This is a genomic window from Sphingosinicella sp., assembly GCF_052388015.1.
Classification (GTDB): Bacteria; Pseudomonadota; Alphaproteobacteria; order Sphingomonadales; family Sphingomonadaceae; genus Allosphingosinicella.
Genome location: NZ_JBQTIN010000052.1, coordinates 1 through 20,639 on the forward strand (window position 1 = coordinate 1; position 20,639 = coordinate 20,639).

Sequence of the window (20,639 nt, forward strand, 5' to 3'; positions counted from 1 at the left end):
CTCATCCTGCTCACCAATCTCCACAATCCGACGAGCAATCTCGCCGACGAAACGGTGCTGCGTGAGATTGGCGACATTGCAGAGCGCGCGGACGCATTCGTTCTGATCGACGAGGTCTATCTGCCTGCCGCCCTGCCTGCGCAGCGCAGTGCCGCGCATCTCGGCGAGCGTTTCGTCGTCACCTCCAGCCTGACCAAATGCTACGGCCTCAGCGGCCTGCGCTGCGGCTGGATCCTCGCCGCGCCGGAGCTGGCCGAACGGATGTGGCGGCTGAACGAGCTGTTCGGCGTTGCCCAGGCCCATAGCACCGAGCGGCTGTCCCTGCTGGCGCTGGATAAGCTGGACGAAATCGCCGCGCCCCTGCCCGCCTTGCTCGACCGCAATCGCGCGCTCGCCAACGCCTTCTTCGCCGGCCGCGACGATGTGGACTGCGCGCCGATGGTCGGTGGCATCACCGCTTTCCCGAAGCTGATCGGCCGCGATGTCGACGCGCTCAACCGGCTGCTGCGCGAGCACTACGACACGTCGATCGTGCCGGGCCGCTTCTTCGGCGCGCCCGGGCATTTCCGCATCGGCCTCGGCCAGCCGACCGAGCTCGTGGAAGGGGGATTGGAACGGCTCGGCGCTGCGCTGGACTCGCTGAAGTGAAGAAGGCCGACATTGCCGAATTCTATCGCCGCCTCGCCGACCGGACGCCCGATCCCGAGACCGAGCTCAGCTGCATCAACGACTACACCCTGCTCGTCGCGGTCGTGTTGTCGGCGCAGGCGACCGATGCAGGGGTCAACGCCGCGACGCGCGACCTCTTCAAGACCGTCGATACGCCCCAGAAGATGGTCGCGCTCGGCGAGGAGGGGCTGAAGCGCCACATCCGGACGATCGGCCTGTTCAACATGAAGGCGAAGAATGTCATCGCCCTCTCCGAGGCGCTGATCCGCGATCATGGCGGGGAGGTGCCCGCTGACCGCGACGCGCTGCAGAAGCTGCCCGGCGTCGGCCGCAAGACCGCGAACGTGGTGATGAACGTCGCCTTCGGGGCGGAGACTTTCCCGGTCGACACCCATGTCTTCCGGGTCACGAACCGCACCGGTCTCGCGCCGGGCAAGGACGTCAACAAGGTCGAGGCGAAGCTCGAGAAGGAAACGCCCGCGCCCTGGCGCAACGCCGCGCACCATCTGCTGATCCTGCACGGCCGCTATGTCTGCAAGGCGCGCAAGCCGGAATGCTGGCGTTGCGTGGTCGCCGATCTGTGCCGCTACAAGCCGAAGACGCCGCCGCCCTGCGCGTGATCGGGGCTGGCGAGGCCCGCCCCTCTTTGCTAAGCGCGCCGCTCGCCGGCTCGAAAGCACCCATAGCTCAGCTGGATAGAGCGCTGCCCTCCGAAGGCAGAGGTCAGAGGTTCGAATCCTCTTGGGTGCGCCAGCCGTTTCTGCTCGAAAACAAAGAGTTATCTGACGGCCGTGAATTGCGGCCGGATCGGACCGCTGGTGGTGGAAGCATATTGGAAGCAGCCGCCCCCTTTCGGGTCCTTCCCACCAAATTGCGAAGTCCGAAGCGGTAGGCGACCCCTTAAAGCGCGAGGCTCTCACAAATTTCGAAGACTCGAAACCACAACTCCAGCTGAAACGGGTCCTCCTGGCCCTGGTGATCGATCTCAAGCGGATGTGGATCGCTCCCGAGCCAAGCTCGGGAGGTCAAAAATCGAGCAGGAGCGGCGATCTGGTAGAACCAAAATGCCGGCTTTGGTCGTAGGACGCTTTCGTCTCCAAGATTCGCAACCCGATGCGGACTCTATCCTACGCTCGGCGACTTTCCCCGGCGGCGAGCTCATCCAGGATTGGACAATCCGGCCTGGCATCACCGGCGCACTCGTCGATCAGGCGAGCTAGCGTGCGCTCCATCGCGCGCAATTCGCCGATCTTGGATCGGATCGCCTCAATATGGACCGCAGCCGTTTCCCGAACCTCGGCGCTCGCGCGGCCGGTATCGCGGTAGAGCTCCAGCAGGTGCCGGCATTCCTCGACGCTGAAACCTAGTCCCCGCGCTCGCGCAATGAACCGCAGTTCATGCACGTCGCGCTCGGCATAATCGCGGAAGCCATTCGCTCGGCGGGCCGGCTTGAGCAGACCGATATCCTCATAATAGCGGATCGTTTTTGTCCGAAGCCCGGCACGGCCGGCAGCCTGTCCGATGTTCATCGGGCGGTCTCCAGATTCAGCGCGCGCAGCCGAAGCGCATTACCGATCACCGAAACCGACGACAGGCTCATGGCCAAAGCGGCGATCATCGGGCTTAGCAGCAGGCCGGTGACCGGGTACAAAATCCCGGCCGCGACCGGGACACCGAGCGCGTTATAGCCAAAGGCGAACCACAGATTCTGGCGGATGTTGCTTGTCACGGCGCGGGACAGCCGCCGCGCCCGCACCAGGCCAAGCAAGTCACCTCTTACCAGCGTCATGCCAGCGCTCTCCACCGCCACGTCCGCCCCCGTGCCCATCGCGATGCCGATGTCGGCGCGCGCGAGCGCCGGCGCGTCGTTCACACCATCGCCCGCCATCGCCACGGTGGCTCCGTCTTTCTTGAGGCGATCGACGGCGGCGTCCTTGTCTTGGGGCAGCACGTCGGCGATCACTTCGTCGATGCCGAGCCGGCCGGCGACGGCCTCAGCGGTCCGCCGGTTGTCGCCGGTCAGCATGATCAGCCGCAAGCCCTCCGCGTGGAGCTGCTCGATCGCTTTGGCAGTCGTTGGCTTGATCGGATCGGCCACCGCGATCAGTCCAGCGAGTTCCTTGTCGATCGCGACGAACATGACGGTTGCACCCGCGTCGCGGTGACGCCCGGCGGCATCCGCCAATCCAGCCGCGCCGGCGCTTTCATCGTCCATCATCGCGGCATTGCCGATCACCACACGCCGGCCGTTCACAATGCCGACCACGCCCTTGCCGGAAACCGATGCGAAATCCTCAACCGGATGGCGCGGCAAGCCCCGTGTCTCCGCCCCAGTCACAATCGCATGGGCGAGAGGGTGAGCGCTCGACTGTTCGAGCGAAGCCGCAGCTGCAAGGATGTCATCCTCAACGTGATCGGCGGCTGGCTCCACAGCGACGAGCGCAGGCTTCCCCTCCGTGAGTGTGCCGGTCTTGTCCACAACCAGCGTGTCCACCGTGGCGAAGCGCTCCAGTGCCTCGGCATTCTTGATCAGCACGCCGGACTGAGCGCCCTTCCCGACGCCGACCATGATCGACATGGGCGTGGCAAGCCCGAGCGCGCAGGGGCAAGCGATGATGAGAACCGAAACGGCCGTTACCAGCGCAAACGGCACGCTGGGCGGCGGGCCGGCGAAGGACCAGATCGCAAAAGCAAGAACCGCCACGCCGATGACGGCCGGCACGAACCAGGCGGAAACCTCGTCCACCTTTTTCTGAATCGGTGCCTGGCTGCGCTGCGCCTCGGCAACCATCTGGACAATGCGCGCCAACATGGTTTCGGACCCCACCCGCTCTGCGGTCATGACGAAAGCGCCGTCTCCGTTGATGGAGCCGCCCGTAACTTCATCGCCCGGCCGCTTCTCGACGGGGATCGGCTCGCCGGTAAGCATCGACTCATCGACTGCCGACGATCCCTCCGCGACTGTTCCGTCAACGGGGATCGCTTCGCCCGGTTTGACCCGCAAATGATCGCCCGCCTGGACTAAATCGAGGGGAATGGTGCGCTCTTTGCCGTCCTCGACGAGATGCGCGGCCTTGGGCGCCAGATCGAGCAGCGCGCGGATGGCCGATCCGGTGCGCTCGCGGGCGCGCAATTCCAGCACCTGCCCGAGTAGCACGAGCGTCACAATAGCCGCGGCCGCCTCGAAATAGAGACCGACGCCGCCATGCATGGTTCGGAAAGAGGCAGGAAAGATCTGCGGCGCCACCGCCCCGATGACGGAATAGACCCACGCAACCCCCGTGCCGAGTGCGATCAGGGTGAACATGTTCAAGCGGCGGCGCCGAACGCTTTGCCAGCCGCGAACGAAGAACGGCCAACCGCCCCACAGCACCACCGGAGTCGCAATGGCGAGCTCCGCCCAGTCGAGGGTACGCGCGCCGAACGCCTCAACGGACATCGGCCAGAAGTGGCGCAGCATGACGATGACGGCGAGTGGCGCGGTCAGGACCGCCGAGACGATGAACCGCCGTCGCATGTCGAGATATTCTTCGGACGGACCTTCGATGACGGCAACGCCTTTCGGCTCCAGCGCCATTCCGCAGATCGGGCAGAAGCCCGGCCCGATCTGCTCGATCTGGGGATGCATCGGGCAGGTGTAGACGACGTCCTCCGGCCCCTGCACGGCCTCGCGGGTCGATCCTTCCAGGAAGATTTCGGGTCGGGCCTCGAAGCGCTCGCGGCAACTGGCCGAGCAGAAATGATACTCTCGGCCTTCGTGCCGGGCATGATGCGGCGTCGCCGCCGGATCGACTGTCATCCCGCAAACAGGGTCGATGACCGTGCTCGACGCGATGGCGTCACCCCCATGATTATGATCGTGGCAGCTATGCGTTTTGTCCATCTCGGCACCTGTCGATTCGCGTCTGGTGCGCTTCCAGTGCCAGTTCCAGTAACTGGAAGGTCAAGCATTTTTCGGCGCCAGCCTCGCGAGCGATCGGCGCGCTTCCAGCGGCTGGAAGTTGCCAGCGCTGGTCCAAGCTCTTAACTGGCGCGCATGTCGCTAACGCGTCTGTGGCGGATTTTGACCATTCTCGCGGTGCTGTTCGCGCCGCTGAGCATGATGGGTGGTCATGCGGCGATGGCCATGCCCAATCCCGCTCCCACCGCCGTCATGGATCATGACCGGGCCGGTTCGCCGGCCGGTCATTGCGCCGACATGGATCAGGATCAATCTGGGCCGACGAACCCGAGCATCGATTGCATGATCGCCTGCTCCGCCGTTCCGAGCGCGGAGTTCGCGGTCGCATCGCATCCGGCGGGGCATGGGATCATGCAGGTCGGCCGCTTGGCCAGCCTGCATCCGGGCCTTCATCCGGAGTCGGACCCGCCCCCTCCGCGCCTCTCCTGAGAGTCGATCGAACCGTTCGAACTCTTTTCGGAGAATGCACATGAAAATCATCGCTGCCGCGTTCGCGCTTGCGCTCGCATCGCCTGCCTTTGCGCAGACCGCTCCCGCCGCTCAGCCGGCCGATCATTCCCAGCATCAGCAGGGCCAGCACCAAGACCATCAGCAGGGCACCCCTCACGGTCAGGGCCACGGCGAAGGCTGCGCCTGTTGCGCCGACCACAATGGCAACGGCCGGATGGATTGCTGCGAGAATATGGGCCAGGCCGGCCAGCGTCAGCCCGCGCCCGCGCAACCGCAGAGCCACCAGAACCACTGATCGGTTCGGCCTGAACGGGAGGGGAGCGGCGCTGCCGCTTCCCTCCCAGGGCGCCGTTCGCACAGGCCGCGCGTCCGCGGCCGGGGAACTCATATGCATGACGTATCGCTTGATCGCCGCGCGCTGCTTCGCGGAGCTGCGCTTAGTGGGGCCGCATTTGGCCTATCCTCGTTCTTTCCAGCTTGGGCACAGACAGGCTCGGCGGGGACCAGCCCCGGCCTGCCGACGCTCTCCGGCGAAGACATCCGGCTGACGATCGGCCACAGCGCCTTCACGGTGGGCGGCAGGTCCGGCCATGCCGTGACGATCAACGGGACGCTACCCGCGCCGCTCATTCGGTTGCGCGAAGGCCAGAATATTCGCCTTCACGTCACCAATACCCTCGACGAGGATACGTCGATCCACTGGCACGGCCTAATCCTGCCGTTCCAGATGGACGGCGTGCCGGGCGTCAGCTTCCCCGGCATCCGGCCGCGCGAGACCTTTACCTACGAGTTCCCCGTCCGCCAGTCGGGCACTTATTGGTATCACAGCCATAGCGGCCTTCAGGAGCAACAGGGGCATTACGGGCCGATCGTGATCGATCCGGCCGGTCCCGATCCGGTCGCTTACGACCGTGAGCATGTGATCGTGCTCAGCGACTGGAGCTTTCTCCACCCGCACCACATCATGGCGCGGCTCCGCCAGCAGGCAGGCTATTTCAACCGTAACAGGATGACGCTCGCCGGCCGCGCCTCCGGTCGTCGGGACCAACAAATGCCTGCGGCCGATCGGGCGATGTTCGCGCAGATGCGCATGGACCCGACCGACATTCTCGATGTTAACGGGACGGCCTACACCTATCTGATCAACGGCCACGGGCAGGCCGAGAACTGGACCGGCTTGTTCCGGCCCGGCGCGCGGGTGCGCCTCCGCATTATCAATGCATCGGCAATGTCGATCTTCAACGTCCGCATCCCCGGCCTGCCGATGGCCGTCGTGAGCGCGGATGGCCAGAACGTGCGTCCGGTGACGGTCGATGAGTTCCAGATTTCAGTCGCGGAAACCTATGACGTAATCGTCCAGCCGCCGGAGGATCGCGCCTACACGTTCGTCGCCGAGGCGATGGATCGTTCCGGCATGGGCCGGGCGACGCTCGCGCCGCGGCTGGGCATGACGGCCGCTGTTCCGCCGCTGCGCGACCGTCCGGTGCTCACCATGACGGACATGGGCATGGGCGGCATGAACCACGGGGCGATGCCAGGCATGAATCACGGCGCCCCGGCGGCTGGCGCACAGGCCGCAACTGGTCCCGCCGCACCGGCAATGGATCATGGGGCGATGGGCCACGGCTCCGCGCCGGGCGCCGCCCCGGCCCAGGCGAGCGGCGGCATGGCGGGTATGAGCCACAATATGCGCGATCCTGCCAACGCGCCGCAGGTCAGGCTCGGCCCCGGCGTCGATATGATCGCGCCGATGCCGCAGGACCGCACGGGAGAGCCTGGGCTCGGACTGGAGAATGCCGGCCACAGGGTGCTCAATTATCGGGACCTGATGGCGCTCACCCCGAGCACCGACCAGCGCCCGCCGACGCGCACGATCGAGCTTCACCTGACGGGCAACATGGAGCGCTTCATGTGGTCGTTCGATGGCGTCCGCCAGAGCGAGGGCGCCGAGCCGATCCGGCTGGAACGGAACGAACGGGTTCGCTTCAAGCTCGTCAACGACAGCATGATGGCCCACCCGATCCACATCCACGGCCATTTCTTCGAGCTGGTGAACGGCCATGCCGGCGCGCACCCGCTCAAGCATACGGTGAACGTGCTGCCGGGAGGGATCGTGCGCTTCGACATGACGGCGGACGCGCCAGGCGACTGGGCGTTCCACTGCCACCTTCTCTACCACATGCACGCGGGGATGATGCGCGTCGTCTCGATCCGTCCGCTCGATGGAGACGACGCATGAGGCGCCTGCTGATCCTGCTTTTCGCCGCCTCCGTGTCCGTGCCGGCACTGGCGCAGCATCAGGGCCACACGATGCCGATGCCTTCGGGCGCACGCTCAGCTCAACCCGCACGCCCGGCGGCACGACAACCGGCCAGAAGAGCCAGGCCGGCAGCGCGGCGCCGTGCGGCACAGCCGGCTCCCGCCCGCGCCCAGCGTCGCCGCGCGCCAGCTCGGGCCGGACAAAGACCAGCAGCACGTCCCGCCGATCCACACGCGGGTCACGCAATGCCCACCCAAGCAGCCCCAGCCGATCCTCATGCCGGCCACGCGAGGCCCGCACAGCCTGCGCCGGCCGACCCACATGCCGGCCATGCCATGCCGGCACCGCAAGCGCCGGCCGCATCCTCCGATCCCCACGCCGATCATCAAATGAGCGGCGCGGAGACTGTGGCTGATCCGCCGGTCGCGCCACCGCCCCCGCCCGCGCGGTCGGGCCCTGAGCACGCCGCCGATACGGTATTTGCCGCAGGTGCGATGGACACGGCACGCGATATTTTCCGTCGCGAGCATGGCGCGATCCGGACGCATCGCATCCTGATCGATCAGCTCGAGGCCCGCATCCAGAATGGCCGCGATGGCTACGGCTGGGACGCAGAGGCCTGGTATGGCGGCGCGATCAATCGCCTTTGGATCAAGACCGAGGGAGAGGGCGAATTCGGAGAGCGGCCGGAGCGGGCGGAAGTCCAGGCGCTTTGGAGCCGCGCGCTTGACCCTTGGTTCAACCTCCAGGCCGGTGTTCGCTACGATTTCCGGCCCGATCCGGAGCGGGGCTATCTCGTGCTCGGGATCGAGGGGCTCGCGCCCTATTGGTTTGAGGTCGATGGCGCGCTGTTCCTCTCCGAACGGGGCGATGTCTCGGCCCGGTTCGAGGGCGAATATGATGTTCGAATCGCCCAGCGGCTGATCCTCCAGCCGCGGCTGGAGCTTGATTTCGCCCTCCAGGATGATCGGGCCATCGGCGTCGGGTCGGGCCTGTCCAGCACCGAGGCGGGATTGCGCCTTCGCTATGAGATCGTGCCGGAGTTCGCTCCCTATATCGGCGTCCAATATGGCCGTGCCTTCGGCGACACGGCGCGCTTCCGCCGGGCGGCGGGCGAGGATGTCGGCGGCTGGAGTCTTCTGCTGGGAGTCAGGACATGGTTCTGAACATCCGCCTCTTGCTCGCCACTCTGTGCCTCATTGCTCTTCCGCTCGTCGCGGCCCCGGCCGGGGCGCACAAGAATCACAATGAGGTGCAGGCTGCGGAACAAGCGCAGCAAAACGGCGCCGGGGCCATCGCCGATCATGCCACCAATCCAGCCGCCAGCGCCCATACGATGGACATGGAGGAGCAGCGGCCAACGACTTTCGGCGGCCGGCTGGTTTCCTTCGCCGGGAGAATGCACCCCTTCGCGGTGCATTTTCCTATCGCGCTGTTTCCAATCAGCTGGATTGCGCTCGTTTTCGCCCGGCGACGCGGCGATCGGGTCGATCTGATCCGCGCCTTCATTGTGGTGGCCGGGGTCGCCGCAGTGATCGCGGCAGCGCTCGGCTGGCTCAACGCCGGGTTCCAGTTAGCCGATCGGGACCCCATCCGATCCGTCCACCGCTGGATCGGCTCCGGCTTGGCCTTGGCCGGCATCACGCTTGCTCTTTGGGCCTGGCGCCGGCCGGACTCGGTCAACAGCCGTGGAATGACGCTCGCTTTGGGGACGATCACGCTGATCCTGCTTGTCCAAGGCTGGTTCGGCGCCGCGCTCACACATGGCGTCGAGCACATGATGTTTTGATGAAACAAGGAGAGTGTCGATGATGAAGGTTCCACCTGTCGCTTTGTCCGTTGCGCTGGCGGCCACCCTTGCCGCGTGCGGCTCCCGAACAGAGCAAAATCAAGCCGCGTCCCAAAATGTCATGCCGGCACCTACGGCGCCCGCGACCAACCTCTCGGCGAACGAGAACGTCGCTGCCGTCAATTCGATAACCAATGAGGCGCAGGCGGTGGATTCGACGCGGCCGACGGAGCCCCGGCGCACGCCACCGGCGCAAAAGGCTGAGCCCAGATCGCAGCCGGCACAGCCAGCCGATCCACACGCGGGCCACGACATGGGCAACATGATGCACAACCGGTCGAGCAACGGGACTTAGGGAGCCGTTATGCGCTTTTTCTGCATGATCTTGACGCTCGTCGCTCTGGTGACCAGCGCCAACGCTCAACCCACGCAAAGTGCGGACATGGCCGCCGTTGCGGAGGTGCTCAGCAGCTATCGCGCCGCGATCGAGCGGCTCGACGCCAGCGGCACCGAAGCGCTGTTCGTGGCCGGTTCCGAGGTTTTCGAAAATGGGGGCGTGGAAGGCAGCTTCGCCAACTATCTGGCCCACCATCTCGGGCCGGAACTCGGGCACTTTCGATCGTTCCGCTTCGGCGATCATCGCCTGACCGTCCGGTTTGAGGGGCAGGTCGCGCTCGCTAGCGAGAGCTACACATATCCCATCGAGCGCCATCAGGGCGAGCCGATCGAACGACGCGGCGTGACGACCAGCGTGTTGCGCCGAACGCCGGACGGCTGGCGGATCGTCAGCATGCACGGCTCTTCGCGCACGCCACGCCCGCCATCGCCGCCTCAACCGCAACGAAACTAGGCCCAGCCGCTTCGGTCAGGGCCGGATCAAACTACATCCAGGGGGAAGAAGAATGTCGGCTGCCGCGCGCATTTCGGGGAAAGTTCACAAGTGGCTCGCCTTGGTGATGGCGATCCAGATCCTGTTCTGGTTCGTCAGTGGACTGTTTTTCGCGGTCGTGCCGATCGAACGCGTTCGCAGCGAGCATATGGTCGCGGAAGCCCAGACGAGCCCGATTGCGCTCGCCGATGCTGCCGCCGGCTTGCAGCGGGTCGCGTCAGCAGGGGCGCAGCCCGGCGAACGGATCGAGCTGCGCACGGTAATGGGGCGGCCGATGGCGATCGTCACCGCCGCCCCCGGCCGGCCGCGGCTCTACGATCTGCGTAGCGGCCGGCGACTCTCCCCGATCCCGGCAACGCTGGCGGTGGCAATCGCCGAGCGGGACCATATCGGTGAAGACCGCGCGGCCGGCGTCGAGCTCGTCACGACCGCCTCGCCCGAATATCGCGGCGCGCTTCCGGCGTGGCGGGTGGATTTCCAGGGCGAGAATGCGGTCTCGTTCTATGTGGCGGCAGATACGGGCGCGGTGAGCGCCCGGCGTTCGACGCTCTGGCGCGTCTATGATTTCCTGTGGTCGCTCCACATCATGGACTTCGAGAACCACGAGGATTTCAACACGCCGCTCCTGATCATCGCGACGGCCTTGGCGCTCGTCATGATCGTGACCGGAATCGTCCTGTTCCCAAGCCGGCTGGGCTACAACGCCTGGCGGCGCAGACGCCGGCGCGACGCTCGCCAGCCGAGCGCCTGATACGTTCCTGGGCTTGGTCGGCCGGCGGGCTTGCCTCGATCCGCGCCGCTGCGCATGATCGCAGCTGCGATAAGGGGGAGCGATGGCGCGGGTGTTTCTCAGCTACGCGCGGGCGGATCGGGCGCGCGTAAGCGAGCTGGCTGCGGCACTGGAGCGCGCCGGCCATGACGTCTGGTGGGATCGGCGCCTGTCGGGCGGCGCGGAGTTCGAGCACCAGATCGAGCAGGCGCTCGCCGATGCGGATGTGGTGGTCGTGGCCTGGTCGGTCGCCTCTGTCCGATCGCATTGGGTCCGCGACGAGGCGGCGGCTGGACGCGACCGGAACCGACTGGTGCCCGTGTCGCTCGACGGGACGACTCCACCGCTTGGATTCCGCCAGCTGCACACCATCGACGTTGCGGCTTGGAAGATCGACTCATCTTGCTGTTGCCCGCAGGTCGAAGACGCTGTGGAACACACGATGCGATGCAACATGACAGCTGGTCCCGATCCTGGGTGACGGGCTGCTTGTCCGCAACCGTCCGACCTGAGCGAGCTTAGTGCACTTCGACGGTCAGGTGGGCCAGCTCATGTACCGGGCGAAGACGTTCCCGAATCTCGCGCTTATCGAGGCCGCTGGCGACGGAAACGATCGCCGCATGGGCCTGGGGCCCGACGCGCCAAACGTGAAGATCGGTGATCGTTGCGCCGCCCGGCCCTTCCACGCATTCACGGACTTCGGTTCAGGGAACTTCGCGGAAATCGGTGGACGGGAACATCGAAGAGAGTTCCGCGTGATGGCCGGAACTAATTTCCGCGGGACCGCAGTATCTCTCGAAACAAACGAGCCGTGGGAATGGGAAAGAGCCCCTGCGCCCGGAGCGACTCGGGGGTGATGGCGACGTGGTCGCGGGCACGCTCCACAGTTAGGGGACCATAAGCGCCCAGCGTCATCCGGCGCTGCCGGCCCGCCCGCGTGCGGTATTGAACAATGAATTTCTTGGTGCCCGAGGGGAAAGCCCGAATGCCAAAGCCCTTCAGTTCGCCGTCCCACAGCATCGCGCTGTTCCCCGCTCCCGAGACGCTCAAGGCATCCACGTCTCTCGTTGTGAGTTTCGCCACGAGGATCCTTCCTGAAGAGCCAGCGGTGGAAGCATAGTGGAAGCGAAATGCGGAAAACAACAGCAATTTGCAGCAACGCCCGGAATGGTGACGACCGAGAAAACCAACGAAAATCCGCCAGTTCCAGCGACGGCTGGCAATCGTGAGAAAAGCAGTGCTACTGCCCTCCGAAGGCAGAGGTCAGAGGTTCGAATCCTCTTGGGTGCGCCAGCGGCTTTTCCCGGAGGAGCCATGACCCGGCGCTTCGATGTGCTGATCGTCGGCGGCGGCCATGGCGGTGCGCAGGCGGCGATCGCGCTGCGCCAGCACGGCTTCGCGGGCAGCGTCGCGATCCTGACCGACGAGCCGCATCCTCCCTATGAGCGGCCGCCGCTTTCCAAGGACTATCTTGCCGGCGAGAAGGCGTTCGAGCGGCTGCTGATCCGGCCGGAGGCGTTCTGGGCCGAGCGGCGGGTGGAGCTGCTGCCGGGCGAACTGGCGATCGCGGTCGATCCGGCGGCGAAGACGGTCACCACCGCCTCGGGCGCTGCGATCGGCTATGGCGCCCTTATCTGGGCTGCCGGCGGGCAGCCGCGGCGATTGGCCTGTCTCGGCGTCGACTTAAGCGGCGTCCACGTCATCCGCCGCCTCGCCGATGTCGACCGAATTCGCGCGGCGCTGCCGAACGCCGAGCGGATTGCGATCGTCGGTGGCGGCTATATCGGCCTGGAAGCGGCGGCGGTGCTGCGGACGCTCGGCAAGCAAATCATTGTCGTCGAGGCGCTCGACCGGCTGCTCAACCGGGTCGCCGGGCCGCCGATCTCCGACTTCTACGCGGCCGAGCATCGCGCCCGCGGAGTCGAGGTCCGCTTGGGCGCACCGGTCGCCGAAATCCTAGGTCAAGGCGGCGCGGTTACCGGCGTCCGCCTTGCGGGCGGTGAGGCCGTTCCGGCCGAGCTTGTTATCGTGGGTATCGGCATCGATCCCGTCGTCGCGCCGCTGCTGGCCGCTGGAGCGGTCGGAACCAACGACGTTCGCGTCGATGAATTCTGCCGGACCAGTCTGCTCGACGTCTATGCGATCGGCGATTGCGCGGCGCACGAGAACACCTTCGCCGGCGGCATGCGGGTGCGGCTGGAATCGGTGCAGAATGCGCATGACCAGGCGACCTGCGCGGCGCTGGCGATTCTTGGGCGCCCGCAACCCTATTCGGCCGTGCCCTGGTTCTGGTCGAACCAGTACGACCTGAAGCTCCAGACGGTCGGGCTTACAATCGGCCATGACGAGATCGTCGTCCGCGGCGATCCGGCGGCGCGCAGCTTCTCCGCGATCTACCTCCGCAACGGCCGGGTAATCGCGCTCGACTGCGTCAACGCGGTCAAGGACTATGTGCAGGGACGCAAGCTAATCGTCGGAAATGTAAGCCCCAGCAGGGCTTTGCTAGCGAATACCAACATCCTCTTGAAAGAACTCGCGCCAAGCTGAAGCTAATTCTTCTCGTCCAGCCCACTCAGGTCGGCCCGAACGATACCTGCGTCGATGTCTTCCGGAACGGGAAATGCCTCGGCCGGCTCAAGCCCTCTGATAAATGCCTCAAAGTTAGATGCAATGAAGGTGACGCGGTAGTCCGACTCCTGGTCGACGTGGACTACCTGCGGTTCGCCTCTGGAACCACACTGCGTATAGTCCAAGCATATCATGTCGTGTCCTGCCGACGGACAATCAGCGAAGTAAACGCCAATGGGCGGATATCCCCATTCGTTGATGTAGAACCTGCTCCCGTTCGAACCGCATAGCGAGCATGATTTCGTTCGGCCGATCGCTAGAATTCCATTGATCGCGATGTGATCATCCGCCCACGACGTCTCTTCAGCCATCCGGTGGTAGGCGTTGATCGGCATGCCACCATTTTGATGCCGGCAAAGCTCAACGTAGGCGAGGGGAAGGCGATACCCGAGCTCCTTTTCAACCCTAGCGACATCTAGATCTGTCGGCGGCGGCTCGAGATAATCACGCAGTGCATATTCGCCCTTTTCCCAAAATTCGGTGAAATCAAAGCCTTCAAATGGTCGCGACATGGCAAGGAGACTCCGCGAAGCTATTCCACAGTCACGCTCTTCGCGAGGTTGCGCGGCTGATCAACGTCCGTGCCCTTGGCCACCGCCACATGATAGGCGAGCAGCTGCACCGGCACCGCATAGACGAGCGGCGCGATCAGCGGGTGGACCCGGGGCATTTCCAGCGTGGCGATCGCGCCCTCGCCGGCCTCGGCGATGCCCTCGGCGTCTGAGATCAGCACGACTTGGCCGCCGCGCGCCTGCACCTCCTGCATGTTGGAGACAGTCTTTTCAAATAGCGGACCGGACGGCGCGATGACGATGATCGGCACGTTCTCGTCGATCAAGGCGATGGGCCCGTGCTTCATCTCGCCCGCCGCATAACCTTCGGCGTGGATGTAGCTGATTTCCTTGAGCTTCAGCGCGCCTTCGAGGGCGAGCGGATAATCCTGCCCGCGGCCGAGATAGAGCACGTCGCGCGCCAAAGCGATGACCGGCGCGAGCGCCTGGATGTCCTCGTCATGAGCCAGCGCCGCGTTCATCGCCGCCGGCGCCTCCATGAGATGCCTGACGATCTCGCGTTCCTCCGCCGCGTCGATCACGCCCTTGTCGCGCGCCACCTTGGCGGCGAGCGCGGCGAGCACGGCAAGCTGGCAGGTGAAGGCCTTGGTCGAGGCGACGCCGATCTCCGGGCCGGCATGGGTGGGGAGCAAGAGGTCCGCCTCGCGCGCCATCGAGCTGGTCGGCACGTTGACGACGACGGCGATCTTCTGGCCCTTTTCCCGCGCGTGACGGAGCGCGGCGAGGGTGTCGGCGGTCTCGCCCGACTGGCTGACGAACAGGGCCATGCCGCCCGGCTCCAGCACTGGATCGCGGTAGCGGAACTCGCTGGCGATATCGAGCTCGACCGGCACCCGGGCGAAGCGCTCCAGCCAGTATTTGGCGACCATGCCGGCATAGAAGCTGGTGCCGCAGGCGACGATCTCGATCCGCGGCACCGACGCGAAATCGAAATCGACGTGCGGCAGCGCGATTTCCTGCTCGAGCTGGCGGACATAGGCGCCGAGCGTCTGCGCCACAACCATCGGCTGCTCGAAAATCTCCTTCTGCATGAAGTGGCGGTGATTGCCCTTCTCGATCCGGGCCGCGCTGGCGCCGGAATCGACGATCGGCCGCTCGACCGGCCGATTGTCGCGGTCGAACACCTTGACCGCGTCATGGGTAACGACGGTCCAGTCGCCCTCGTCCAGATAGGCGATGCGGCGGGTAAGCGCGGCAAGCGCCAGCGCGTCGGACCCGAGATAATTCTCGCCTTCGCCATAGCCGACGGTGAGCGGCGCGCCGAGCCGGGCACCGACGATCAGACCGGGATGGTCGCGAAACAGGATCGCGAGCGCGAAGGCGCCGTGCAGGCGCGGCAGCACGGCGGCGACGGCGGTTTCCGGATCGTCGCCCTGCTGCAGCCGGTCGTCGACCAGATGGGCGACCGCTTCGCTGTCGGTCTGGCTGGAGAAGGCGCGACCCTTGGCCTGCATCTCCTCGCGCAGCTCGCGGAAATTCTCGATGATGCCATTGTGGACGACCGCCACGGCGCCGACGACGTGCGGATGGGCGTTGTCGACGGTCGGCGCGCCATGCGTCGCCCAGCGAGTGTGGGCGATGCCCACATGGCCCGAGAGCGGGGAGCGGTCCAGCTCGCGCTGGAGATTGTCGAGCTTGCCCTCGGCCCGGCGGCGTTCGAGCCGGCCATCGACGATCGTGCAAAGTCCCGCGCTGTCATAGCCGCGATATTCGAGCCGCCTCAGCCCATCCATCAGCCGCGGCGCGGTCTCGCTGGTGCCGACGATCCCGATGATTCCGCACATATGGCCGAACGATCCCCTCGCGATTCCTCCGGGTCCCCTAGAAGCCTGCGGGCCGCTTCGCCAGAGGCACGAGGCGGATGGCTTGACGCAGCTATGGCTGCGGCTATCAAGATCGTGGGGAACGGGGGGAATATCCGTGCTTGCGCAGTATCTTATGCGCGCCGCCGTGCTGTCTTGCGTGCCACCGGCGGCCGCGTTCGCTCAAGTCGCGGCATCGTCTCCGGCGGAAGCGACGGATGCCGCCGTTCGCTGCTGCACGATACCGGCACGCACGCCGCTCGACATCGAGATCACCCAGACCGTGAACAGCAGGGCGAACCAGACCGGCGAACCGTTCAGCTTTCGCCTGGCGGTCCCGCTTGTCGCGGAGGGGCGCGTCGTGATCCCTGCGGGCACGGCAGGCGTCGGCGAGGTCGTCCATGCCGCCCGCGCCCGGGCGATGGGCAAGGCTGGGGAATTGATCCTCGCCGCCCGTTATCTGCAGCTCGGCGAGAGCCGGATTCCGCTGCGCACGCTGCGGGTCGGCGCGGCGCAGGGCCGCGACAATAGCGGCGCCGTGAACGCGCTGAACATCGCTTCGGCGGCGACGATCCCCGGCCTGTCGCTGGTCGCGTTCATGATCGCGGGCGGGGAGGTGAACGTTCCGGCGGGAACGCGGGCAAGCGCGCAGACCGCGAACGAGCTGGTGCTCGCGCCGATCGAATGACGAGGCATTTTCAAGGGGGAGGAATTATGAAACTGAAAGCGTTGATGCTGGCCGCGGCGATGGCGGTCGCGGCTCCGGTGGTGGCCGCCCAGCAGGCCGGAAATGAGTCGGCGAGCAGCAATGCGGCGCCGGCGATTCCCGCGCCGCCGGCGGGCATGGGGCAAGTGGTGTTCTATCGCAGCGGGATGATGGGGGCGCTGGTCAGTTGCCGCGTCCACGAGAATAGCCAAGTCGTGAACCGCCTGCCGCCCGGCCGCTATTTCATCCACCAGACCGCACCGGGCGCGCATGAATATTCGGTGCGCAGCGAAGCCACGGATCGCCTGCGGATCGAGGTCGAGGAGGGCGAGACCCATTATGTGCGTTGCGCGATCGGGATGGGCATTGGCATGGGCCGCCCGAACCTCTCGCCGCAGAACCGGGAGGATTTCGACCGCCGCGGCCGCGGCCTGGACCTGGTGCCGCCACGGGATCCAAACGCGGACTGACGGACGAACGAGAAGGGCGGCTCAGCCGCCCTTCTTCTTTCGGGCGGCCATCGTCTCGCGGAAGCGTTTGGCGCGGCTGGGTTTCTCGATCTGCTCGCCGCGCGCGAGAGCGATCGCATCGGCGGAAACGTCGCGGGTGATGACCGATCCGGCTCCCACGATCGCGCCAGCACCGATCGTCACCGGCGCCACAAGGGCGCTGTTCGAGCCGATGAACGCGCCCTCGCCGATCATCGTGCGATATTTGAGGAAGCCGTCATAATTGCAGGTGATCGTGCCGGCGCCGATGTTCGCGCCGACGCCGATCTCCGCGTCCCCGAGATAGGCCAGGTGATTGGCCTTGGCGCCCTGGCCGAGCCTGGCCTTCTTCACCTCGACGAAATTGCCGATCCGGGCGTCCTCGCCGATCTCGGCGCCGGGCCGGAGCCGCGCGTAAGGGCCGATCTGCGCGCCGGCGGCGATGGTCGCGCCCTCGATATGGCTGAAGGCCTTGACGGTCACATGCTCGCCGATCGTGACGCCGGGGCCAAAGAACACGTTCGGCTCGATCAAAGTGTCGCGACCGATTTCCGTGTCGTGCGCGAACCACACCGTCTCCGGCGCGATCAGGCTGACGCCCGCGTCCATCATCTCGCGCCGCCGCCGCTCCTGCCAGGCTGCCTCGGCCCCGGCCAGCTCGGCGCGGCTGTTGACGCCCTCGACCTCGGCCGGATCGGCTTCGATCACCGCCGAGCGCCGGCCATCCGCGGCGGCGATCATGACGATGTCGGGAAGATAATATTCGCCCGCTGCATTGTCGTTGCCGACCCGGCCAAGCAACAGCCAGAGATCGGCCGAGCGCACCGCCATCAACCCCGAATTGCACAGGTCGATCGCGCGCTCCGCCTCGCTGGCGTCCTTATACTCGACCATCTTCAGGATCGCGCCGTCGGGCTCGGCGAGGATGCGGCCATAATGCTTGGCGTCGGCAGGGCGAAAGCCCAGCACGACCGCCGCCGGCGCGTCGGGCGCGGCGAGCCGCTCGACCATCCGCCGCATCGTCCCGGTCGAGACGAAGGGCACGTCGGCATAGAGGATCAGCACATCGCCGTCGAAGCCGGCGAGCGCGCCTTCGGCCTGCTGCACGGCATGGGCGGTCCCGTGCTGCGGCTCCTGAACGACGACGACGCCACCCGCCGCAGCCACGACGGGCTCGACCTGCTCCCGCCCGCTGCCAACCACGACGACCTTGTTCGCCGGCGCCAGCGCCTCGACGCCCGCCAGCACATGGCCGAGCAAGGGCCTCCCCGCGATCGGGTGCAGCACCTTGTGCAGATCGGATTTCATCCGCGTGCCCTTGCCGGCGGCGAGGATCACTGCGGCCAGCGGCCTTGTCATGCGGCTCCCCTAAGCTTGGCTCCGCCGATGGCACGGACCGCGGCGCGATGCCAGACCCTCAGGCGCGGGCCTTGGTCCACAGATGCCGCGCGAGCATGAGCGGCGGCATCCGCAAGACGTGCGAGCGGACATAGAAGGCGAAGCGAAGCGCCTTGCGCTTCTCCTGCCCCCAGCCGTTGCGGGCCAGCAGCCGCGCCTCGAACAGGCGGTCAGACCAGCGCGGCCGGCCGGCGAGCGCGGCGTCGACCGGCGTGCCGTAGAGCCGCGCCGAAAGACGCAGGGCGCGAGCGACATGCGGCTTGAGCTGGTGGTGCGCCGCGCGGCCTGTAAGCGCGGGCCAGAAGCCGGGGTCGGCCGCGAACTGGCGCAGCAGCCGGTCGATGTCCCACAGGTTCCTGAGGCCGCCGGCCAGATCGCCGTCGGCGAACAGATGCGCGGCCGCATGGACGATCATGTCGGCCGGCGAGAGCATGCGCAGTCCGCTCGGAAGCGCGACGCTGTCCGCGATCAATGCCGCCGCGTCCGGGGTCGGGCGGGCGGTGGGCGGCAGAATCGTGTGATGGACGTCGATCATCCGGTCCCGCTCGCGATGGATCAACGGCGGCAGCTCGTGCATCCACCGGCGGTAATAGATGTCGTCATAGCCGCCCTCCTCCTTCAACCGCTCCCAGCCGGCGACGACCAAAGCTTCTTCGGCCGCGCCGATCGACTCGCGCGGCACGAGAATGTCGAGATCACCGACTGAACGACCGCGAGCGGCATCGAGATCGGCCGCGTGAAACGCCGTGCCCTTGAGCAACACGATCGGCACGCCGAGATGGGCGGTCGCGCGGCGCGCCATCTCCGCCTCCCAGAGCGCCTGGGTGCGGGCATGCGCCGAGTCGCGGCGGGCGTCCTCCAGCATGCGCGCGACCGGCGCCGGCACATCCTGGCCCTCCAGCCGGTAAGCCAGGCTGCCCATCAGCCGCTCCGCTCTCGCGGCGGCAATCAGCGCCGGCCAGTCGCAGCCTTTGGCCGTGGCGGGGTCGCGCAGGGCGCGAACAAGAAGCGGTCCCGCGCTCATGCCGCCGCCCGCCACAGTTCGTCGACGAGATCGAGCCCCGTCTCCGTGTCCGGATAGTCGATCGCCGCTGCCGGGCATGCCTTGACCAGTCCGGTCAGCGCCTCGAACCCCGCCGCCCCAAGCGTGACGTAATTGGTCGAGGCCTGGGTCAGCCGCATGAAAACCTCGGCCTGGCCGACAGGTCGCGCGTCCGCCTGGCCGCCGAAGCGCGGGAAGAGAATGAGGGCGGGCTTCGCGCTCTCGTTCATGCCGGCGATGGCCGAGGCGTTGGGCCGCAGATGGCGGATCGCGCCCTTCGGCGTGCCTTCCAGTCGCGGCCCGAAGCGATCCGGCGCGACCTCATCCTCCATGACCCGGATCGCGCCGTTCTTGAGGCTGATCGCGCGCGGAAAAGCGTGGAGGCGGCCGTCGGCGAGATCGAGCAAGGCGAACTCGTCGCCCATCAGCCGCCAGCCGCGTTCGCCAAGCAGCGCCGACAGCGTCGATTTCCCGGCGCCCGACTCTCCGGTCATGATGATGGCGCGGCCGTCCTTCTCGGCACTCGACGCGTGCAGCAGCAGATAACGCTTCTGGCCGAGCGCCATCTGCAGGTTCATGCCCATTTCGGCGGCGAGGAGGCCCATGGCGAGCGGCAGCGGCGCGGCGTCCGGCAGCACATAGTCGCCCCGGATCGCGACCGAGGGTCGCAGCCAGCGCCGCCAAGGCTTTTCCGGCTCCAGTCGCACCGTGAAGTCACAGATCCCGGCCTCAGGTTCGGGATAGCCGGCATAGAGGGCGGCGAGCGCGTCGATCGGCGCGGCCCAGGCCGAGCCGACCCGGAATCCGATGGGGCCGATACGCAGGGAAAGCTGGTGCCTCATGCCGCGCGCCTCGTGGAACCATCCTGCGGCTCGCGCAGGGAAACTTCGTCGCGCCGCACCAGCCCGGCTTGCTCCAGCTCCGTCAGGCGCAGGCTGACGATCTCGGCCGCATTCGTCGCGCCAAGGTCGTAAGCGGCGGCGAGCCGCGCGAGCAGCTCGGCGGCGTCGGCCGGACCGGCCTGCAGCGCGACGAGGATCTCCGGCGCCGGCGACGCGACGATATGGGTCATGCCCGACGGCGCGTGATAGAGCACCGACAGACCGTCGAGCGCGACGATGCGCACATCCGCGCCGGGGTCGGCGATGTAGCGGGGGCCGGCCATCGCCGGAGCCCTAGGGTCCGTGTCCGGTACCCGCAATGGCCGGGATCGTCC

23 protein-coding genes, 2 tRNA genes and 1 pseudogene are annotated in these 20,639 nt (G+C 66.6%); 16 read left to right on the forward strand and 10 right to left on the reverse strand.

The features are described from left to right. The 3 genes from ACT4N3_RS04580 to ACT4N3_RS04590 all read left to right on the forward strand — a co-directional run. A partial coding sequence (locus ACT4N3_RS04580; RefSeq protein WP_444854030.1) for an aminotransferase class I/II-fold pyridoxal phosphate-dependent enzyme occupies window positions 1–648 on the forward strand: 648 nt, incomplete at its 5' end. Then, entirely contained in the window at window positions 645–1,289 is a 645-nt protein-coding gene (gene nth / locus ACT4N3_RS04585; protein ID WP_444854031.1) for an endonuclease III, read from the forward strand. The genes ACT4N3_RS04580 and nth, both read left to right, overlap by 4 nt. 56 nt (window positions 1,290–1,345) lie before the next feature. Beyond that, window positions 1,346–1,422 (forward strand) — tRNA-Arg (locus ACT4N3_RS04590). Window positions 1,423–1,796: 374 nt separating this feature from the next. On the opposite strand, the gene cueR is transcribed toward ACT4N3_RS04590, so the two are convergent. Beyond that, window positions 1,797–2,198 carry a Cu(I)-responsive transcriptional regulator gene (cueR, locus tag ACT4N3_RS04595; RefSeq protein ID WP_444854032.1) on the reverse strand — a complete coding sequence of 134 codons (402 nt, stop codon included), beginning with the start codon at window positions 2,196–2,198 and terminating at the stop codon, window positions 1,797–1,799. Then, entirely contained in the window at window positions 2,195–4,552 is a 2,358-nt protein-coding gene (locus ACT4N3_RS04600; protein WP_444854033.1) for a heavy metal translocating P-type ATPase, read from the reverse strand. Before ACT4N3_RS04600 ends, cueR begins: the two co-directional genes overlap by 4 nt. 180 nt (window positions 4,553–4,732) lie before the next feature. On the opposite strand from ACT4N3_RS04600, the gene ACT4N3_RS04605 reads away from it, so the two are divergent. The 9 genes from ACT4N3_RS04605 (at window position 4,733) to ACT4N3_RS04645 (ending at window position 11,268) form a co-directional block, all read left to right on the forward strand. After that, complete coding sequence (locus ACT4N3_RS04605) at window positions 4,733–5,059, forward strand: hypothetical protein (RefSeq protein ID WP_444854034.1); 327 nt, start codon at window positions 4,733–4,735, stop codon at window positions 5,057–5,059. A 40-nt stretch (window positions 5,060–5,099) separates the two neighbouring features. Beyond that, entirely contained in the window at window positions 5,100–5,375 is a 276-nt protein-coding gene (locus ACT4N3_RS04610) for a hypothetical protein (protein WP_444854035.1), read from the forward strand. Window positions 5,376–5,468: 93 nt separating this feature from the next. After that, window positions 5,469–7,319 carry a copper resistance system multicopper oxidase gene (locus ACT4N3_RS04615; RefSeq protein ID WP_444854036.1) on the forward strand — a complete coding sequence of 617 codons (1,851 nt, stop codon included), beginning with the start codon at window positions 5,469–5,471 and terminating at the stop codon, window positions 7,317–7,319. Between the two features lie 515 nt (window positions 7,320–7,834). After that, on the forward strand, window positions 7,835–8,506 hold the full coding sequence (locus ACT4N3_RS04620) for a copper resistance protein B (protein WP_444854037.1): 672 nt from the start codon (window positions 7,835–7,837) through the stop codon (window positions 8,504–8,506). Then, window positions 8,497–9,129, forward strand: a complete 633-nt coding sequence (locus ACT4N3_RS04625; RefSeq protein ID WP_444854038.1) for a DUF2231 domain-containing protein — start codon at window positions 8,497–8,499, stop codon at window positions 9,127–9,129. The genes ACT4N3_RS04620 and ACT4N3_RS04625 overlap by 10 nt, the downstream gene beginning before the upstream one ends. Before the next feature lie 19 nt (window positions 9,130–9,148). Then, entirely contained in the window at window positions 9,149–9,484 is a 336-nt protein-coding gene (locus tag ACT4N3_RS04630; RefSeq protein ID WP_444854039.1) for a hypothetical protein, read from the forward strand. A gap of 9 nt (window positions 9,485–9,493) precedes the next feature. Next, the gene (locus tag ACT4N3_RS04635) at window positions 9,494–9,979 is read left to right on the forward strand and encodes a YybH family protein (protein WP_444854040.1); all 486 of its coding nucleotides are present in this window, start codon (window positions 9,494–9,496) and stop codon (window positions 9,977–9,979) included. Window positions 9,980–10,031: 52 nt separating this feature from the next. Further along, a complete protein-coding gene (locus tag ACT4N3_RS04640; RefSeq protein ID WP_444854041.1) occupies window positions 10,032–10,769 on the forward strand; it encodes a PepSY domain-containing protein in 738 nt (245 codons plus the stop codon). Between the two features lie 82 nt (window positions 10,770–10,851). Continuing rightward, window positions 10,852–11,268, forward strand: a complete 417-nt coding sequence (locus ACT4N3_RS04645; RefSeq protein ID WP_444854042.1) for a toll/interleukin-1 receptor domain-containing protein — start codon at window positions 10,852–10,854, stop codon at window positions 11,266–11,268. 37 nt (window positions 11,269–11,305) lie between these two features. On the opposite strand, the pseudogene ACT4N3_RS04650 reads toward ACT4N3_RS04645, so the two are convergent. Both ACT4N3_RS04650 and ACT4N3_RS04655 read right to left on the reverse strand, forming a co-directional pair. Next, window positions 11,306–11,488: pseudogene (locus ACT4N3_RS04650) on the reverse strand (cation transporter); the annotation flags it as partial. Between the two features lie 67 nt (window positions 11,489–11,555). Beyond that, the gene (locus tag ACT4N3_RS04655) at window positions 11,556–11,870 is read right to left on the reverse strand and encodes an Arm DNA-binding domain-containing protein (RefSeq protein WP_444854043.1); all 315 of its coding nucleotides are present in this window, start codon (window positions 11,868–11,870) and stop codon (window positions 11,556–11,558) included. A 136-nt stretch (window positions 11,871–12,006) separates the two neighbouring features. On the opposite strand from ACT4N3_RS04655, the gene ACT4N3_RS04660 reads away from it, so the two are divergent. Both ACT4N3_RS04660 and ACT4N3_RS04665 read left to right on the forward strand, forming a co-directional pair. Further along, window positions 12,007–12,080: transfer RNA gene (locus ACT4N3_RS04660), tRNA-Ser, on the forward strand. 21 nt (window positions 12,081–12,101) lie between these two features. After that, window positions 12,102–13,334: an NAD(P)/FAD-dependent oxidoreductase gene (locus ACT4N3_RS04665; RefSeq protein ID WP_444854044.1), complete on the forward strand. Its 1,233-nt coding sequence runs from the start codon at window positions 12,102–12,104 to the stop codon at window positions 13,332–13,334. Between the two features lie 2 nt (window positions 13,335–13,336). Here ACT4N3_RS04665 and ACT4N3_RS04670 read toward each other — a convergent pair whose 3' ends face one another. Together ACT4N3_RS04670 and glmS are read right to left on the reverse strand one after the other, a co-directional pair. After that, window positions 13,337–13,927 (reverse strand): SMI1/KNR4 family protein, encoded by a 591-nt coding sequence (locus ACT4N3_RS04670; RefSeq protein WP_444854045.1) that lies wholly within the window; start codon window positions 13,925–13,927, stop codon window positions 13,337–13,339. Window positions 13,928–13,947: 20 nt separating this feature from the next. Next, complete coding sequence (gene glmS / locus ACT4N3_RS04675; RefSeq protein ID WP_444854046.1) at window positions 13,948–15,771, reverse strand: glutamine--fructose-6-phosphate transaminase (isomerizing); 1,824 nt, start codon at window positions 15,769–15,771, stop codon at window positions 13,948–13,950. 136 nt (window positions 15,772–15,907) lie between these two features. Between glmS and ACT4N3_RS04680 the strand changes: the two genes are divergently transcribed. Continuing rightward, a complete protein-coding gene (locus ACT4N3_RS04680) occupies window positions 15,908–16,477 on the forward strand; it encodes a hypothetical protein (protein ID WP_444854047.1) in 570 nt (189 codons plus the stop codon). Continuing rightward, window positions 16,474–16,965, forward strand: coding sequence for a DUF2846 domain-containing protein (locus tag ACT4N3_RS04685; protein ID WP_444854048.1), 492 nt, complete (start codon window positions 16,474–16,476; stop codon window positions 16,963–16,965). Before ACT4N3_RS04680 ends, ACT4N3_RS04685 begins: the two co-directional genes overlap by 4 nt. Before the next feature lie 21 nt (window positions 16,966–16,986). Here ACT4N3_RS04685 and glmU read toward each other — a convergent pair whose 3' ends face one another. The 4 genes from glmU to ACT4N3_RS04705 all read right to left on the reverse strand — a co-directional run. Then, the gene (glmU, locus tag ACT4N3_RS04690) at window positions 16,987–18,342 is read right to left on the reverse strand and encodes a bifunctional UDP-N-acetylglucosamine diphosphorylase/glucosamine-1-phosphate N-acetyltransferase GlmU (RefSeq protein ID WP_444854049.1); all 1,356 of its coding nucleotides are present in this window, start codon (window positions 18,340–18,342) and stop codon (window positions 16,987–16,989) included. A 58-nt stretch (window positions 18,343–18,400) separates the two neighbouring features. Beyond that, a complete protein-coding gene (locus ACT4N3_RS04695; RefSeq protein WP_444854050.1) occupies window positions 18,401–19,405 on the reverse strand; it encodes a nucleotidyltransferase domain-containing protein in 1,005 nt (334 codons plus the stop codon). Next, window positions 19,402–20,265 carry an HprK-related kinase A gene (locus tag ACT4N3_RS04700; protein WP_444854051.1) on the reverse strand — a complete coding sequence of 288 codons (864 nt, stop codon included), beginning with the start codon at window positions 20,263–20,265 and terminating at the stop codon, window positions 19,402–19,404. The genes ACT4N3_RS04695 and ACT4N3_RS04700 overlap by 4 nt, the downstream gene beginning before the upstream one ends. Then, window positions 20,262–20,639 (reverse strand): HPr-rel-A system PqqD family peptide chaperone (locus tag ACT4N3_RS04705; RefSeq protein ID WP_444854052.1); only part of this gene is annotated, 378 nt, incomplete at its 5' end. The genes ACT4N3_RS04705 and ACT4N3_RS04700, both read right to left, overlap by 4 nt.